The following is a 15,649-nucleotide window of genomic DNA, read 5'->3' as shown; positions in this document are numbered from 1 at the left end:
CAAATTATCGGCGGGCCAGATAAACTCCGTTTATACCGTGGGGAATCGGTAATTAGCGCTAAAAGTATTTATGGTTTTTTAAACCTGTCTTTCGACGGCCCTTCCATAAAGGATTGATCAACGATCAGGCGGATCACTTCGTCAATTTCTTTGCCCACTACCAGCAAGTGTTCAATGATTTCATGATTATCAGGATTAAAAAAATTCTCCCTGTCCATAATATTGATGAGGCCGAGCATACTTGCCACAGGGCGCCGTAATTCGTGCGAAGTTACCGAGGCGATATTCCGTAAGCGTTCATTTTGGTCAACCATGGCTTTTTCTGTTTCCAGCCATGCAGTTATGTCGCGGGCAAAACAGCCCACACCGGTAATATCCCCCTTTATTTTGTAGATGGGATTAAAGCTCACCTCAAAACTGTGTGTTGTTTGGGTAAGAGGGTCAAGGCTTTCGGTAATAATGGTGTACCGCTCACCTGCAAGCGCACGATTATAATATTGGTTCCATATCATCACCTGTTTTTCAGTAAAACCGGGATGCAGGTTGGTGTAATCGCCGTCTTTAGGTTCGGTGCCTGTTAATTGCGCGATAAGGTAACGATAGGCCCTGTTCATGTAAACATAGCGCAGGTCCTTATCTACCGACCAGATCTGGTCCTCGGTATTATTAATCAGTGCCTCCAGGTTGCTTTTCGTCCAGATCAATTCTTCCTGGAAACGCATTTTTTCGGAAGCATCCGTCGCGGACACTACCCTGCAGGCAAGGTTTTCAAACCGGGTATTATAGCTCGTTAGTTCAACAAAAATAAGGTTGCCGTTTTTGTCCTCATGGGTCCAGATGCCTCCGAAATTGATCCCCTGCAGTACCGCCAGGTCGATGCCCTTTTTTCTTAACGTTTTGTAGAGTTTCTCCTGGTCTGCCTGCGGATGCAATTCGTTTGCTTTTAGTGAAAGGAATTCCGATTCAGAATAACCGTACTTATCCGTTGCCGCTTTATTTACTTTCAATATGCGCAGGGATGACAGATCATAGATCCACATGGGCTGCGGATTATCATCAAAAAGAAAACTGAGGTCGGTTAGCAGCATACTAGGTGTTAAGCACTCCGGCTATTATCATAAAGGTAGTTATATTTATTGCGATAGCATATGATCGGCGCCTGTGATCTGCGTGCACAAAATATCGCTCCCCCGCCGCTAAAGATCGCCTGTTCAAAAGAACCCATTAATAAATCAATCGTATGAATCGCTATCAATTTTGCGATGATAATCATATCCAATGGTTTTTAAAAGAATTATTTGAGATTAGTGTGGAAAGTCCAAAAGTCAGTAAAGTCCGAAAGTAAACGCGCCGGGCATTCAACACCTCAAAACGGGCAGTAAATCAATCGTTTGGCGTCGTCTTCGGGGCTTTACTTGCTTTCCGGGCTCCCGGAACAAAAACAGTTTTTATTTTATAAAAATAATTTTTACCTTTGCATCCCCGCTGAAAGAACTCCGGGGACATGTTGAATACATAAAATAAAAAAATGGCAACTAAGATCAGACTGCAAAGACACGGTAAAAAAGGAAAACCTTTTTACTACATCGTGGTAGCGGATGCACGCGCACCAAGGGACGGACGTTTTATTGAGCGTTTAGGTTCATACAACCCTAACACCAACCCTGCAACAATCGACATCAATTTTGATAAAACCCTTGATTGGGTAAACAATGGCGCACAGCCAACAGATACCTGCCGTGCCATATTATCATACAAGGGTGTTTTATATAAAAAACACTTACAGGGAGGCCTTAAAAAGGGTGCTTTAACTGCCGAGCAGGTTGAAGAGAAATTCCAGAATTGGCTTGATCACAAGGATGACAAGATCACCGGCAAAAAAACCAATTTGGTTTCAGCAAAAGACGAAGCACGTAAAGCTGCATTAGCTGCTGAAGCCAAGAAGAAAGAGGCGAGAGCGGCAGCCATTGTTGCTAAAAACACACCTCCGGTTGAAGAAGTTGAAGCTCCTGCTGAAGATGCAGCCGCTGAAACTGAAGCAGAAAGCGCTGAATAATTTTTATTTGGATATAAATACAATGGCGAAGCACCTGCAGGTACTTCGCCATTGTTGTTTTTACACAATCAATTATAGCGATGGGTTTGAAACATTAAAAAATGACTATTTTACCCTCTTTTTTGCCTGCAAAAGAGAGGGTGGTCGAGCGCAGCAACGACCGGGTGAGTCAACCCGGCGGACATTACCGCCAATGCATGGCGGCGAGTCTACTCACCCCGGATTCGCTACGCTCTCCGACCCTCTCTTCCGCAAGCGGTAAAGAGGGTTAGCTGCAGCATTTTTTGTTTCGAACACAATCATCGTTTCGTGCATATCGTTATTGATAACAATAATTAGGGATATAACATGGAAAAGAAGGACTACTTCAGGATCGGCAGCATTTTAAAAACCAAAGGCTTAAAAGGCGAGATGAATATGTATGTCGACTTTGAGGGCCTGGAGAAAATAAAACTTGATGGGATTTTTATTGAAATTGCCGGCAAGCTGGTGCCGTATTTTGTCAGTTCCATCAAATACCTGCAAAAAAATGCGGCCTACCTGGTGCTGGAAGATGTGGATAGCATCGAAAAAGCAGCTGCCCTGGTCCGCAAGGATATCTTTCTCCCTAATAAATTAAAACCTAAAAAGAAAAAAGACGAATTCACGCTGTTCGACCTGGAGGGCTTTACCGCTATTGACGTCAACGAAGGTGTTTTAGGCATCATCACAGCAGTGCACGAATATCCCCAGCAAATAATAGCCGCCGTAGACTTTCAGAACAAAGAGATCCTTTTCCCGCTGAACGAGGAGATCATTAAAGGGATTGATGTGGTAAAAGAGATCGTTACGGTTGACTTACCGGAAGGTTTGCTGGATGTTTATTTAGATTGATTGTTGGTTGATCAGGTTATATTAGGTTGATTAAGTTTTATTACTACAAGTTTCGGAATGTATGGAAGAAAAAGACAAATCAAAAATACGCTTGAATGCAAAAAAATCGTTGCCAACTAATCAAATGCCTCCTGAATGGCAGATAGAATTAGGTAAAAAAGAACTCCAAAACATAGCCGGAAACCAAACTGAGCTAATCAACTGGACTGAGGCAAAAAGACAATTTAGGTTATAACAATACTATTAAACTTTTCAATCCCTCCCTTTTGGAGAGGATTTAGGTCCGGCGATGAATGCCAAAATTTTTTGTCAAATATACTGGTAACTATATATGAGTTGGGACAGGTTTTTTACAAGATACTGACAGATAAAAAATTCGCTTACTTTAAACATCTATTTTATATTAAAAGTAACTTTAACTTATTGGGATAAAATAATTTAATTTTGTGGTACGACCATCGAGGAATTGTTATTATACAAGGAGACAGAAGATAAAGTCGAATTTAAAGAGGCTAAGGGAGGCAACTTTTCTTTTAATGGGGGAAATAGAACCGATCCAAAGGAAAGACGTAGATGTATAATTGGCTATGTAATAGCCTTTGCAAATGAAGGTGGTGGGAAACTGGCTTTTGGTATACATGATAAACACCCTCATAAAGTTGTAGGAACTAATCAATGTCTAAACGAGATTGGTAAGCTTGAACAGGACATTTATAGAGAGACTAAGATTAGGGTTGATGTGGAAGAGCTTTTCGATTCAAATAATAATAGGGTTCTTGTTTTAAGTATTCCGGGAAGGCCTCCGGGGAAAGTTTATAAATTTGAAGATGTCCCTTTGATGCGCATCGGCGAGGAATTGCTGGCGATGTCTGATGAACAACATATCAAGATCATTCAGGAGCAAGAGCCAGATTTCTCACAAACAATATGCGTCGGATTAAGTATAAACGATTTAGATCCTCAAGCAATAGTTAGGATGAAAGAGGCGTATAGTAAAAAGCAGGATAACCCATTATTTTTAACCCTTGAAAGCAAGCAAGCCTTAACTGATCTTCATTTAATCAATAATAATAAAATTACATACGCAGCACTTATTTTACTTGCAAAAGAAGAGGTTATAAAAAAATATTTACCTCAATCTTCTATTTATTTAGAGTATAGAAATGATGCTGGACAAATCACATTCGACGATCGATATTTGTTTTCTAAACCATATTTTTTAGCCGTTGATGAATTATGGAATGTTATAAACCTTAGAAATAGCAAAGTCCCAGTTCAAGAGGGTCCATATATTTTTGATATTCCTTATTTCAACAAAGAGGTGATAAGAGAAGCTATAAATAACGCTATTGCTCATAGGGATTATCGAAGAACAAGTGAAGTTGTTATTAAACAGTACCCACAAGCATTATATATTATAAGCCCAGGCGGATTCCCAATTGGTGTAAGTTTAAAGAATTTATTAACAGTAAGCAGTACCCCGAGAAATCGATTATTAGCAGACGTATTAGCAAAAACTGGAATTGTGGAAAGGTCTGGTCAAGGCGTAGATAAGATATTTTATCAGTCGATTTCTGAAGGAAAAGGGGCGCCAGATTATTCATCTTCTGATGACTTTCAAGTTCAACTAGGTCTTTCCTCTATTGTAAAAGATAGAGCGTTTGCTTTATTTATAACTAAACTTCAACAAGAAAGAGCGGATAAATTAAGTGTTCAAGAAATATTGTTTTTAGATGCTATTAGGGAAGGAAAGGCAAAAGAGGATTTAGAAAAGGCTATAGGAGAAAAGCTTTTTAATGAAGGATTAATTGAAAAAGTTGGAAAAACCAAACGGCAACAGTGGCGTCTTTCAAAATCTTATTACTCATTTACCAATAAAGAAGCTGATTATACTAAAAACACTCCTATAGATGATTCATTTGTCCTAATGAAAATAGGACAATACTTAAAATCATTTAATAGAGCAAAAATGGGGAAGTTTGTTGAGTTATTTGAAGACCACTTAACAAGAGATCAAGTTAAAACAATTGTTTATAGACTAAGTGCTACTAGGTATTTAGATTATAGTGGAAAAGGCACAGGAAGGGAATACTTTTTAGCTAAAACAACTGTAAACACTAATAGACTAATGGAAAGAGCCATTCAAGTTGGAATAGAAGAATTGAGAAAAAGAGGGGAGTTAAGTATAGAGGTTCTAAAGAATGAGAAAGAAAGTGAAGTAAAGTAAATGCACAAAAATCACACAAAAACTACACAAATAATTTCGTATTTAATAATTAAATACCTGTAAATCAATCATATAAAACATTTTTTAATCCACAAGAAATCCACAAAAGCTCACAAAAATCTTTATGTGTTGAAAACTTTTTCATTAATTATATAAAAAAGACTAAAATATTTAGTAAGGGCAATTGTTTTCAAATAAATTTGTCTCGTATTATTATTAATATTACATCTATCCCCTTAAATTATTAATATGATATGGAAACTCAATTTAAAAGCCTCTTACAAGTTTACAAGTATTCGATTACTTCAAAAATGAAGAAACTTGTAATTTATACTTAGCGAATAGCCGCCGGGGTGAAACTCCTACTCGCCCTCATTGTGGTAATGCTGACGCTTATGTAACTAACAGAGGCTTTAAATGCAAAGCAAAAGAGTGCCACAATATACTTGATATTTGTAAAGTTTGTTTTACATTTGGTAAATCAAACTTTACAAAGCATGAAATCACGATTCCTGTTCCCTCATTGGTTCCGGTACCTGGGTTATGCACTATTCCTGGTGCACGTACCTTTTGTTATGTTCCGGAAATCTATTGGCTTTGATAATCACGATACCGATACGGGCCTGTTTAACGGCCAGCATTTATTTTTTATGGCGACAACCTTGTTAATGGCGGTTGGCCTCTTCTTCGTTGCTTTTGCAAAGGAAAAAATTGAAGACGAGCAGATCTCGCAATTGCGCCTCGATTCCCTGCAATGGGCCATCTATTTAAATTATTTATTGCTGATCATCGGGTTGATCTTTACGACCGACACCGAACACATCTTATTTTTGAATTTAATGGTTCCGCTGTTTTTCTTTATTGTCCGTTTCAGGTGGGTTATTTACAGGCTTAACCGTTCATTGCCAAAGGAGGGATAGTCATGAAAAATAATATCCGCGTTGAGCGCGCCATTAAAAACATAACCCAGGGCGAGCTGGCTGAACAGGTAGGCGTATCCCGCCAAACCATCAATACCATCGAAAGTAATAAATATGTACCTTCAACGGTACTGGCATTAAAAATTGCCCGGGTTTTCGGCAAACCGCTGGAAGAGGTATTTATGCTGGAAGAGGGGGATTAGTAAAATGAAGCGCCGAAATTGTCCCGGCGTATGTAAATTATAAAAGAAAATGGAACATAAAGCTAAATCCATCCGGCCCTTTATCGGGGCTAAAAACTTTGAACGTTCAAGGAGTTTTTACCGCGACCTGGGATTCCGGGAAGTTGTTTTATTTCCTAAAATGTCCCTGTTCCAAACAGATGGATTGGGGTTTTATTTACAGGATGCCTGGGTGAAAGACTGGATAGATAATACCATGGTATTTTTAGAGGTGGACGACGTGAACCGGCATTGGCATGAGCTCCAGAAGTTAAACCTTACCGAAAAATATAAGGAGGTAAGACTAACCGCTATCCGGAGCAATGACTGGGGTCGGGAATATTTTTTGCATGACCCTTCGGGCATATTATGGCACTTCGGCGAGTTTAATAAATAGGCAGATCCAGTTTATGACTTAATTAGTGCCGGCGACAAAAAAAACCGGTTACAATTATAAAATTAACAGCATATGAAACAGCAAACCACATTTTCGCCCCAGTTGGTCATCAGCCATGGGGTAACCGACATCAGCTTTTACTTTAAGGCGCTAGGCGCCACAGAGCTGCGCCGGTTTAGCAATGACGATGGTTCCGTACATGTGTCGGAGCTGGAGATCGACGGGCAGGTATTTCACCTGCATGAAGAAGGCCGCAACTATCTCAGCCCGCAAAACGCGGGGGGCTCTACCGTTGCTATCGGTTTATGGGTAGATGACGTGCACACCATTATGGCCAATGCCGAAGCTGCGGGTGCCATTATCACCTCCCCCGTGCATGACTATGATTATGGCTACCGCCAGGGCGGCTTTACCGACCCCTTTGGCCACCACTGGCTGATTGAAAAAGACATCCGCGACGAAAAACCCGCAACCAATAACGGCAACTGATATGGAAAACAACTTTAAAGCGGTGATTAAACCCACACTGTCCGTAAAGAACGGTGCCGCTGCAATCGACTTTTATAAAAGCGCATTTAACGCCATTGAATTGATGCGCGCAACTTCACCAGATGGGGAAGTGGTGGCTGAACTATCCATCGGCGGGGCGGCGTTTTACCTGGCTGACGAATCGCCGGAGCATGGCAACTATAGCCCACTAAGCCTGGGTGGTATCAGTGTAAGGTTTGGGTTGATGGTTGACGATCCTGACGCCGTAGCAAAACAAGCTATTGCTGCCGGCGCAACCGAAATATACCCCGTAGCCGACCAGGATTACGGCATGCGCCTGGGCCATATCGCCGATCCCTTTGGCCATCACTGGGAAATTTACAGGCCTTTGTAAAAATCAAGAGTCAAGAGCCAGGAATCAGGAAGGGGGGCGAATATGGATTTTCGATTCCCGCTTTATATTATTTATATTCGGTAAATAAACCGGATGAAACCCTATCTGCTATTTCCCTCATTCTTCAGGCCCATTGGCATTGTTCTGGCATTAACCGGATTGGTGTTTGGCTATATTTATATATTTCAAGAGAAGGTTTTAATTTTTGCCGACCACGGCTCCGGTAATTTTACCGACGAACTAGGGACAATATTTGAAGTTTTAGGATTAATATTCATTGGGTTTTCCCGGCTCAAAAATGAAGATGAGCGAACGTCCCGGCTTAGGCTCGAAGCACTGTATTGGGCGGTATTGACCGATTTCTTGTTGCTATTTGGCTGGTTGGTTTTTCAAGCAATAGACTTCTGGTTAAAAACCGGTCTTTCATACCCTCTTTCTCGACTCGATAATTACAATTTGTTCATCATTCTGTTTATTTTCCTTGGCAGGTTTTACTATGTGCTTTTAATTGCCAAAGAGAAGAAAAAGGAATCGTCGCTAGCTTTACTTCCCTATAAACCCTACCTGCTGATCGTAAAAGCAGTGTGCATCCTGTTTTTTATATTGATATGGGCCTCTATTCAATTTTCAGCCGTCGACGAGCAGATAAAAAAGATTTTACCCGATACAGCGTTTATTTTATTCCCGGTTTGCCTGTTGATCTGGATCTGGTCGAAAGAAAAAAACGAAACGCCGTCAATTACAAAAATTCGCCTCAAATCCACGCAAATAGCAGTTTATATTAATTACAGCCTGTATTTAATAGCTACCTGGGCAATCTATGGTTTTGCCTACCTCGAGGTGCTTTTTGTTGGATTGTTAAGTACCCCCATCATTTTTTTAGTTGTTTTTTATTTACGGTTACCCGCACGGAAAAAGGAACAAATTGAAATAACTCATCTCTAATCCTCTACTTCCTAACCTTTCGCCTTTCACCTTTTACCTTTCACCTCAATAAAAACTATCTTTGCGCCATGCGCTTCGATATCGTCACCGTTTTGCCTGGCTTGCTGGAAAGCCCATTCGCCCACTCCATTTTGCAGCGTGCGCAAAAAAAAGGCATCGCCGAAATACACGTTCATAACCTGCGGGACTACTCGACCCAAAAACAAAAAAGCGTTGACGATTACCCCTATGGCGGCGGCAGCGGCATGGTGATGACAATAGATCCATTTGCCCGAATTATTGAAAAACTGAAAAGCGAACGCGACTATGACGACGTGATCTTCATGTCGCCGGATGGCGAAACCTTTAACCAGCAGACCGCCAACCAACTGTCAACCAAGACGAACTTTATTATTTTATGCGGCCATTATAAGGGCATCGACCAGCGCATCCGCGATATTTTTGTGACCCGCGAGATCTCTATAGGCGACTACGTACTCTCCGGTGGCGAGCTGCCGGCGGCTATTGTGGTAGATGCTGTGGTGAGGCTGATACCGGGTGTTTTATCCGATGAAACTTCTGCATTATCCGATTCTTTCCAGGATGGTTTGCTGGATGCCCCTGTTTATACCCGCCCTGCCGACTGGAACGGGCATAAGGTGCCTGATATCCTGCTGAGCGGCAATACCCCCGAGGTGGAAAAATGGCGCTTTGAGCAGGCCGTAGAACGCACCAGGAAGAGAAGGCCGGATTTGCTGGAATAAGCCCCCTCTAAATCTCCCCCTGTAGGGGAGACTTTAAGAGAATATATATAATCTAAAAGTCCTCCCTACCGGGGAGGATTTAGGTGGGGCATAATTGCAACCAAAAAGCGCACACTGCATTATAGTTGCTGAGCATGAGCCCCGACCACGAAGCCAAACTTATTGAACAATGCCGTGCCGACCCCGCCGCTTTCGGCGGGGTGTTCGACTGTTGGTATAAGCCGGTTTTCGGGTATATCATGCGGCGCACGGGGGATTACGACCTCTCCAGAGACATTGCCGCCGAAACATTTTTGAAAGCTTTTTTAAAGATCGGCAGCTTCCGGTGGCGCGGCATCAGCCTTTCGGCCTGGCTGTACCGCATTGCCAGCAACGAGCTGAATATGTATTACCGAAGCAGTAAATACCGGCCCCAATCGTTGCAGCAGTTGATGGAGAGCCCTGCCATGGAAAGGTTGCTGCACCAAAGCGCGGATGATGAACGCGAAATAATTGAAAATGAATTAAAGGCTAATAACGATTATAACCTGATCAGGGTGAACCTGCTGAAACTGGATATTAAATACCAGGAAGTGATCGCCCTGCGGTATTTTGAACAAAAAACCAACAGCGAGATCAGCCAGATCCTGGATAAAAATGAAGGGACTGTAAAATCGCTGCTATCGCGCGGGCTGGAGAAATTAAGAAATATGCTGTAACACTGCAACCGGATCACGGTTTTGCATTATAAGGGTAAGTAACATGAGGGAAAAAGACGAATTTTTAAAACAAATGGAAAACTTAAAAGTACCGGAGGTTAATCCGCAGGAACACCCCCAAATGGTAAAAATGGCTATCATGAATGCAGACCGCTCTGCCGCGCTGGGCGTTTGGCTGATTGTTGTGCCCTGCTATTTTTTGTTCTGCGTGTTTATGTACTACTTCTCGCACATCCGGGTGGGCACAAGCTGGTTCGCGGCCATGTTTACGCTGATATCCAGCCTGGATAAAACGCGCTATATTGATTTTTTAGGGCCAATTATTATGGTGGTGCTGCCCATTATCTGCATTATTATTAACGCGCTTGCCATAACGCACGTTGGCCTTCAAAAAGAAGGCAGGGTGCAGCAGCTCAACATCACCATAAAAGTTAAAATCTGGAATATCCTGCTCATCCTGCTTAGCCTGGCTATTGTAGGGATATTTATAGCGTATGTGATGGCGGAGAATATCACTGTAGGTTAAAGGACAGGGTAAAAGGCGAAAGGTTAAAGGAGAAAGGCAGACGCCTCGTTCGATTAAAGAAATATCAAACTAAATAAACTTATTTTTATGAAACTAAACTGGTTTACACGCACAGGCATTATTTACCGGCCGGCATCGGTTGTTGGCTGGGTTATTTTGGTGATAGCAGTAGTATACGCCATCTATACTTTTATCGATATCGACAGCCGCTCACACTCTGGAAGCGATACCATGATCAATTTTGTATTTAACCTGCTGCTGATAGGCTTGATCTATACTATTGTTGCTTACTTTACAGAGGCAAGGAAGGTGGATTGAGTTAAGGAAGTTGACTGGGTTGACTAAGTTAGATTGAGTTGATTAAGTTGGTTTTGGAATTTCTAAAACTCAATCAGCCTTATCAACTCAATCAACCATTCAACCACCCTGAAATTAATTTTCAACATCGACTTTTAATTGTTAAAAAAATCCCTATAATTGCAATCCGATTTTTACGGGCTAAAAATCGCTTTAAGAGCTAAAAATCATGGATTTAGTAAAATTTGTTGAAGAACAATCATCAGAAAAAAGAGTACATCCGTCCTTTAAAGCAGGTGATACGGTAAGTGTTCATTATAAAATACGCGAAGGAAACAAAGAACGTATACAGGTTTACCAGGGTGTGGTTATCCAACGCAACAGTGTTGGCGCATCTGAAACCTTTACTGTACGTAAGGTATCAAACGGCATAGGCGTTGAGCGTATCTTCCCTTATAACTCGCCAAATATTGATAAGGTAGAGGTAAACAGCCACGGTAAAGTACGTCGTGCTAAACTTTATTACCTGCGCGAGTTGACCGGCAAAGCTGCCCGTATCAAATCAAAAAGGGTTTAAGCCCCCCGGCCCCCTAAAGGGGGAGGATAAAAATATTCAGCCTTCCCGGTTTTACCGGGGAGGTTTTTTTGTTTGATCATATTATAGCACATTTCGTTATAGCCGAAAATCAACAATCCTGTTGTATTAAAGCAAGAAGTTTAATATCGAATAATCAATATTGAATGTCGAATATCGAATTTCGAGATTCTTAATTCGTCATTCGGTGTTCATTATTAAACTCGTACAATAATCAATTTGACAGCAGGAGTATTGAAATTCCGCCTCACAAAAAAAGCCACCTTGTTACAAGGTGGCTTTTTATATCTTCTACTCCCCTTTAGGGGCCGGGGGCTTTTAAGCTGTTTCAGCTTCCATTGCCATTTGCTCATCAACCAATATACGGCCGCAATGTTCGCAAACGATGATCTTTTTACGCTGACGGATATCCGACTGGCGCTGAGGCGGGATCTGGTTAAAACATCCTGAGCATGAATCACGCTGTATAGTTACCACAGCCAAGCCGTTCTTAGCGTTTTTACGCAAACGGTTATAGGCAATCAGTAAACGCTCGTCAATTCCTTTGGTTGCTGTTTCAGCCTGGGCAGTCAGTTCGTTTTCTTCTTTCTGGGTTTCAGAAGTGATAGTGCCCAACTCTTCTTTTTTGGCATCCAGGTCGCTCTTACGGGCTTCCAGGTCAGCAAGTGCTTTTTCATAAACCTGGGTTTTGGTGGCTATTTCAAAGCCAAATTCCCTGATCTTTTTTTCACTTACCTGGATATCTAATCCCTGGATCTCAATTTCTTTTGATATAGCGTCGTATTCGCGGTTATTTTTAACCTCATTAAGTTGAGTTTCGTATTTTTTGATGTTGGCCTGTGAATCCTTTATCAGGTTTTTACGGGTAACAATATCATCTTCTAAATCATCCAGCTCAGCTTTTATCTTTTGAATACGGGTTTCAAGACCTGCAACGTCATCCTCCAGATCGGCAACTTCCATGGGCAACTCGCCTCTTACCTGGCGAATCCTGTCGATCTTGGTGTGGATGGTTTGTAGTTCGTATAAAGCTTTCAGCTTCTCTTCTACGGTTTGTTCCATTAAATAAAATATTTGACGGGGTTTGTATTTACTTCTGTTAAACGGACGGCAAAGTTACTAAATTTTTTCTTAATATTCTCATACAATAATTGTTGCGTAAATTGTTCACTTTCAAAGTGCCCGATGTCTGCAATCATCAACTTTCCTTCGGCATCAAAAAACTCGTGATACTTGTAATCGGCGGTGATAAATATGTCGGCTCCGGCGCCAATGGCATGCTTCAGCAGGAAGCCTCCGGCGCCGCCGCATACGGCTACTTTTTTAATTTGCCTGCCGGTAAATGCCGTATGCCTGATGACATGGGTGTGCATCTTTTCTTTCAAGTGATATAAAAAAGTTTCTTCGTCCATAGGCAGCTCCAATTCGCCGATCATCCCCGAACCTGCCTGCTGGTTTTGGTTGGTGATGGCATACAGGTCGTAGGCCACCTCTTCATAGGGGTGGGCGAGTATTAGTGCCATTAATATTTTACTTTCGGCTATGGCCGGATAAATGGTTTCTACGCGGATCTCCTCCTCGCGGTGGCGCTTTCCTGTTTCGCCAACAAAAGGAGTGGCATTTTCATTTGCCTTAAATGTCCCGGTACCATTGGCGTTGAAACTTACTTCGCTGTAATTGCCGATATGCCCCGCGCCGGCTTCAAACAAAGCATCCCGCACGGCATCCGCGTGGCTATGCGGCACGTAAGTAACCAGTTTTTTTAGCAAATTATGTTTGGGGGCCAGGATGCGGGAGTTTTGCAGGCCAAGCGTTTCGCAGATTTTGGCATTTACCCCCGGCAATACATTATCCAGGTTGGTATGGATGGCGTATAAAGCGATATTATTTCGGATAGCTTTTTCAACCACCCGCTCCACGTAATTTTTGCCGTTAAATTTTTTAAGGCCGCGAAAAACGATGGGGTGGTGCGAGATGATCACCTGGCAATTGTGGATGATGGCTTCATCTACCACAGCTTCTGTACAATCCAACGAGATGAGTGCCTGGTACACATCCTGGTCGGGCCGGCCGACGATAAGGCCGGCATTATCATAATCTTCCTGGTACGCCAGCGGGGCCAGGCTTTCGAGGTAGGCGGTGAGTTGGGATAATTTCATAGGATAGGAATTGAATGGACACGAATTTCACGAATGTTTTCAAATTTACGTGAACTAAATTAGTATAACGTTAATTTTCAAGATTCCTTGTTTTTTAAGTTTATGTAATTCAACCCGATTCGGGAAATTTATGCAATTTTTTGTAAATTTGATTTATGGGAACATTAATAGCACATCCTGAAAGCAAAGAAAAATCAGACGCCCTAAAGGCGTTTATGAAGGCGTTGAAGATTCGTTTCGAGGAAGAAAAATCGCCCTATAACGCTGAATTTGTGGAAAAAATAAAACGCAGCGAAGAAGATTTTAAAGTCGGCAGATTTAAGGCTATAAGAACTGATGACCTATGGAAATAATCTATTCAGATGAAGCACTGAAGGATATTGAATATTGGAAAAAATCAGGAAATAAGATAGTACAACGAAAAATTCAACAACTTCTTGATGCCATTGAAGAAGATCCGTTCGAAGGTATCGGCAAACCCGAACCATTACGACACAACTTATCAGGACTTTGGTCGAGACGAATTAACCATAGCCACCGCATCATTTATCAACTTACCGAAAACGGTCAAACTATAAAAATTCATTCTTTAAAGGGACATTACGATTAATTTTCAGGCTGACGGCCGGCCCCATGAGCAGACTTCCGAAGTTTTTGAAACTTCGGAAGTCTAACACCATTACAAATCCGTCTTCAACCCGTATTTATCGCTCCACTTTTTGTAAAGCTGTTTGTGCAGGTTGTCCAGGTTGATGTCCCGGCCTTGTATAAATTCCTTTATTACGTTCAGGGTGAGCATGTCCAGGGCATCGCCGTTGGAGATAAACAGGTTGGCGTCTTTCCCTACTTCTAATGTCCCGGTGGTTTTATCGATGCCTAAAATTTTTGCGTTGTTTTGGGTGATCATGCTTAAAGCCTGCTCTTTTGTTAACCCATAACCTACCGACTGCCCCGCCTCAAACGGCAGGTTGCGCTGCCGCCAGAAACCTATGCCTGTGAGGCCATACAATACACCTGCATCCTGCAGCATTTTTGGGAGCTTGTAGGGCAGGTAAACATCATCCTCCGCCCTGTCGGGCAGCCTTTGTGTTTCCCTTAATATTACCGGGACGTTATTGTTCTTCAGCACTTCAGTTACCAGGTACGATTCGTTTCCGCCAACAATAACGGCCGACATACCCATTTTTTTGGCAAATGCCACTGCCTGCATGATCTCTTTAGCGCCATCGGCATTTACAAACAATTTTTTACTGCCGTTAAACAGGCCTTTCATCGCTTCAAAGCGTACATTGGTAACTTCGGGTTTGGCAATTTCGGCGTATGCCTTTGCTTCCAAAAATAGTTTTTCGATAGCGTCGATTGCTTTTTGCGCCCTTTCGGCGGGCGATTCCTGTGGCATACCAGGCGTTGGGGCTGCCCTGCGGCGATTATTGACTACTGCAACGGGCCAGTTTAAATGAATCCCTATATCTGTTTTATAAGCGGCGTCTTCCCAGTTCCAGGCATCCAGCTGTACTACAGACGACTCCCCCGAAATAATGCCGCCGGTAGGTGTAGGCTGGGCCAGCAGGATCCCGTTTGACCGAACGGTAGGGATCACTTTGGAATCGGTATTAAAAGCGACTAAAGTGCGCGCATCCGGGTTAATATCGCCGGTTTCGTCTTCATCCACGGTTCCACGTGCGCCTTCTTCAATTTCTACCAGCCCCAGGGTGGTTATCGGGCAAATAAACCCCGGGTAAATTTGTTTGCCTGTGGCATCGATAATATCGGCGCCTGAATTACCTGGCGCAGCACCTTCGCCAATGGCAGTAATCTTTCCTTTATCAAAAGCAATATAGCCATTATTGATCACCTGCCCGTTGCCCACATGTATGGTTGCACCGGTAATAATAACCGGTTTGGTTTGCGGCCTGGCCGGTGAAATACTAGTCTGCCCGAAAGCGAGGGAAGCGCTCAGCAATAATCCCCCTAAAATTGTAAATATCTTGTTCATATAAGTACAGCCCCCTCTAAATCTCCTCCGCCAAATGGCGGAGAGACTTTAAAAATTACTTTTGAAAAATTAAACATTCTATAACTAATATATTTTTTCATTTGCACATCCGC

The 15,649-nt window shown here is 42.3% G+C and carries 22 protein-coding genes; 17 read left to right on the top strand and 5 right to left on the bottom strand.

All coding sequences use genetic code 11. The annotated features are described in order from the left end of the window. Nucleotides 1-68: 68 nt before the first annotated feature. Nucleotides 69-1,088 carry a PAS domain S-box protein gene (locus MgSA37_RS25485; RefSeq protein ID WP_096356298.1) on the bottom strand — a complete coding sequence of 340 codons (1,020 nt, stop codon included), beginning with the start codon at nt 1,086-1,088 and terminating at the stop codon, nt 69-71. A gap of 8 nt (nt 1,089-1,096) precedes the next feature. Next, on the bottom strand, nt 1,097-1,273 hold the full coding sequence (locus tag MgSA37_RS28455) for a hypothetical protein (RefSeq protein ID WP_157750742.1): 177 nt from the start codon (nt 1,271-1,273) through the stop codon (nt 1,097-1,099). Nucleotides 1,274-1,528: 255 nt separating this feature from the next. Between MgSA37_RS28455 and MgSA37_RS25480 the strand changes: the two genes are divergently transcribed. From MgSA37_RS25480 to rplS, 15 genes are all read left to right on the top strand, one after another. Further along, nucleotides 1,529-2,056, top strand: coding sequence for a 30S ribosomal protein S16 (locus MgSA37_RS25480; protein ID WP_096356296.1), 528 nt, complete (start codon nt 1,529-1,531; stop codon nt 2,054-2,056). A 348-nt stretch (nt 2,057-2,404) separates the two neighbouring features. Further along, nucleotides 2,405-2,929 (top strand): ribosome maturation factor RimM, encoded by a 525-nt coding sequence (gene rimM / locus MgSA37_RS25475; protein WP_096356294.1) that lies wholly within the window; start codon nt 2,405-2,407, stop codon nt 2,927-2,929. Between the two features lie 61 nt (nt 2,930-2,990). After that, entirely contained in the window at nt 2,991-3,164 is a 174-nt protein-coding gene (locus MgSA37_RS28445) for a hypothetical protein (protein ID WP_157750740.1), read from the top strand. A 231-nt stretch (nt 3,165-3,395) separates the two neighbouring features. Beyond that, nucleotides 3,396-5,156: an ATP-binding protein gene (locus MgSA37_RS25470; RefSeq protein ID WP_197706043.1), complete on the top strand. Its 1,761-nt coding sequence runs from the start codon at nt 3,396-3,398 to the stop codon at nt 5,154-5,156. A 497-nt stretch (nt 5,157-5,653) separates the two neighbouring features. Next, nucleotides 5,654-6,076 carry a hypothetical protein gene (locus MgSA37_RS25465; RefSeq protein ID WP_157750739.1) on the top strand — a complete coding sequence of 141 codons (423 nt, stop codon included), beginning with the start codon at nt 5,654-5,656 and terminating at the stop codon, nt 6,074-6,076. Between the two features lie 2 nt (nt 6,077-6,078). After that, nucleotides 6,079-6,279 carry a helix-turn-helix transcriptional regulator gene (locus MgSA37_RS25460; RefSeq protein ID WP_096356288.1) on the top strand — a complete coding sequence of 67 codons (201 nt, stop codon included), beginning with the start codon at nt 6,079-6,081 and terminating at the stop codon, nt 6,277-6,279. A 49-nt stretch (nt 6,280-6,328) separates the two neighbouring features. Continuing rightward, nucleotides 6,329-6,694 carry a VOC family protein gene (locus MgSA37_RS25455; RefSeq protein ID WP_096356286.1) on the top strand — a complete coding sequence of 122 codons (366 nt, stop codon included), beginning with the start codon at nt 6,329-6,331 and terminating at the stop codon, nt 6,692-6,694. Between the two features lie 72 nt (nt 6,695-6,766). Continuing rightward, entirely contained in the window at nt 6,767-7,183 is a 417-nt protein-coding gene (locus tag MgSA37_RS25450) for a VOC family protein (protein WP_096356284.1), read from the top strand. A gap of 1 nt (nt 7,184) precedes the next feature. Beyond that, the gene (locus MgSA37_RS25445) at nt 7,185-7,577 is read left to right on the top strand and encodes a VOC family protein (protein ID WP_096356282.1); all 393 of its coding nucleotides are present in this window, start codon (nt 7,185-7,187) and stop codon (nt 7,575-7,577) included. A 93-nt stretch (nt 7,578-7,670) separates the two neighbouring features. After that, a complete protein-coding gene (locus MgSA37_RS25440) occupies nt 7,671-8,522 on the top strand; it encodes a hypothetical protein (protein ID WP_096356280.1) in 852 nt (283 codons plus the stop codon). A gap of 68 nt (nt 8,523-8,590) precedes the next feature. Next, the gene (gene trmD, locus MgSA37_RS25435; protein ID WP_096356278.1) at nt 8,591-9,265 is read left to right on the top strand and encodes a tRNA (guanosine(37)-N1)-methyltransferase TrmD; all 675 of its coding nucleotides are present in this window, start codon (nt 8,591-8,593) and stop codon (nt 9,263-9,265) included. Nucleotides 9,266-9,399: 134 nt separating this feature from the next. After that, a complete protein-coding gene (locus MgSA37_RS25430; RefSeq protein ID WP_096356276.1) occupies nt 9,400-9,963 on the top strand; it encodes an RNA polymerase sigma factor in 564 nt (187 codons plus the stop codon). Nucleotides 9,964-10,036: 73 nt separating this feature from the next. Next, complete coding sequence (locus MgSA37_RS25425) at nt 10,037-10,489, top strand: hypothetical protein (protein ID WP_157750738.1); 453 nt, start codon at nt 10,037-10,039, stop codon at nt 10,487-10,489. An 87-nt stretch (nt 10,490-10,576) separates the two neighbouring features. Next, on the top strand, nt 10,577-10,807 hold the full coding sequence (locus MgSA37_RS25420; protein WP_096356272.1) for a hypothetical protein: 231 nt from the start codon (nt 10,577-10,579) through the stop codon (nt 10,805-10,807). Between the two features lie 208 nt (nt 10,808-11,015). Further along, nucleotides 11,016-11,363 (top strand): 50S ribosomal protein L19, encoded by a 348-nt coding sequence (rplS, locus tag MgSA37_RS25415; protein WP_096356270.1) that lies wholly within the window; start codon nt 11,016-11,018, stop codon nt 11,361-11,363. A gap of 336 nt (nt 11,364-11,699) precedes the next feature. Here rplS and MgSA37_RS25410 read toward each other — a convergent pair whose 3' ends face one another. After that, on the bottom strand, nt 11,700-12,443 hold the full coding sequence (locus tag MgSA37_RS25410) for a zinc ribbon domain-containing protein (RefSeq protein ID WP_096356268.1): 744 nt from the start codon (nt 12,441-12,443) through the stop codon (nt 11,700-11,702). Beyond that, nucleotides 12,443-13,540, bottom strand: a complete 1,098-nt coding sequence (locus tag MgSA37_RS25405) for a Nif3-like dinuclear metal center hexameric protein (protein ID WP_096356266.1) — start codon at nt 13,538-13,540, stop codon at nt 12,443-12,445. Before MgSA37_RS25405 ends, MgSA37_RS25410 begins: the two co-directional genes overlap by 1 nt. 155 nt (nt 13,541-13,695) lie before the next feature. On the opposite strand from MgSA37_RS25405, the gene MgSA37_RS25400 reads away from it, so the two are divergent. Together MgSA37_RS25400 and MgSA37_RS25395 are read left to right on the top strand one after the other, a co-directional pair. Then, nucleotides 13,696-13,893 carry a DUF2683 family protein gene (locus MgSA37_RS25400; protein ID WP_096356264.1) on the top strand — a complete coding sequence of 66 codons (198 nt, stop codon included), beginning with the start codon at nt 13,696-13,698 and terminating at the stop codon, nt 13,891-13,893. Beyond that, complete coding sequence (locus MgSA37_RS25395) at nt 13,884-14,150, top strand: Txe/YoeB family addiction module toxin (RefSeq protein ID WP_096356262.1); 267 nt, start codon at nt 13,884-13,886, stop codon at nt 14,148-14,150. Before MgSA37_RS25400 ends, MgSA37_RS25395 begins: the two co-directional genes overlap by 10 nt. Nucleotides 14,151-14,219: 69 nt before the next feature. Here the strand turns inward: MgSA37_RS25395 and MgSA37_RS25390 are convergent, their stop codons facing one another. Then, nucleotides 14,220-15,536, bottom strand: coding sequence for an amidohydrolase family protein (locus MgSA37_RS25390; protein WP_096356260.1), 1,317 nt, complete (start codon nt 15,534-15,536; stop codon nt 14,220-14,222). Nucleotides 15,537-15,649: the final 113 nt, after the last annotated feature.

Origin of the sequence: Mucilaginibacter gotjawali, assembly GCF_002355435.1 — a bacterium.
Lineage (GTDB): Bacteria > Bacteroidota > Bacteroidia > Sphingobacteriales > Sphingobacteriaceae > Mucilaginibacter > Mucilaginibacter gotjawali.
This window is presented reverse-complemented; position numbering and strand designations above follow the sequence as displayed.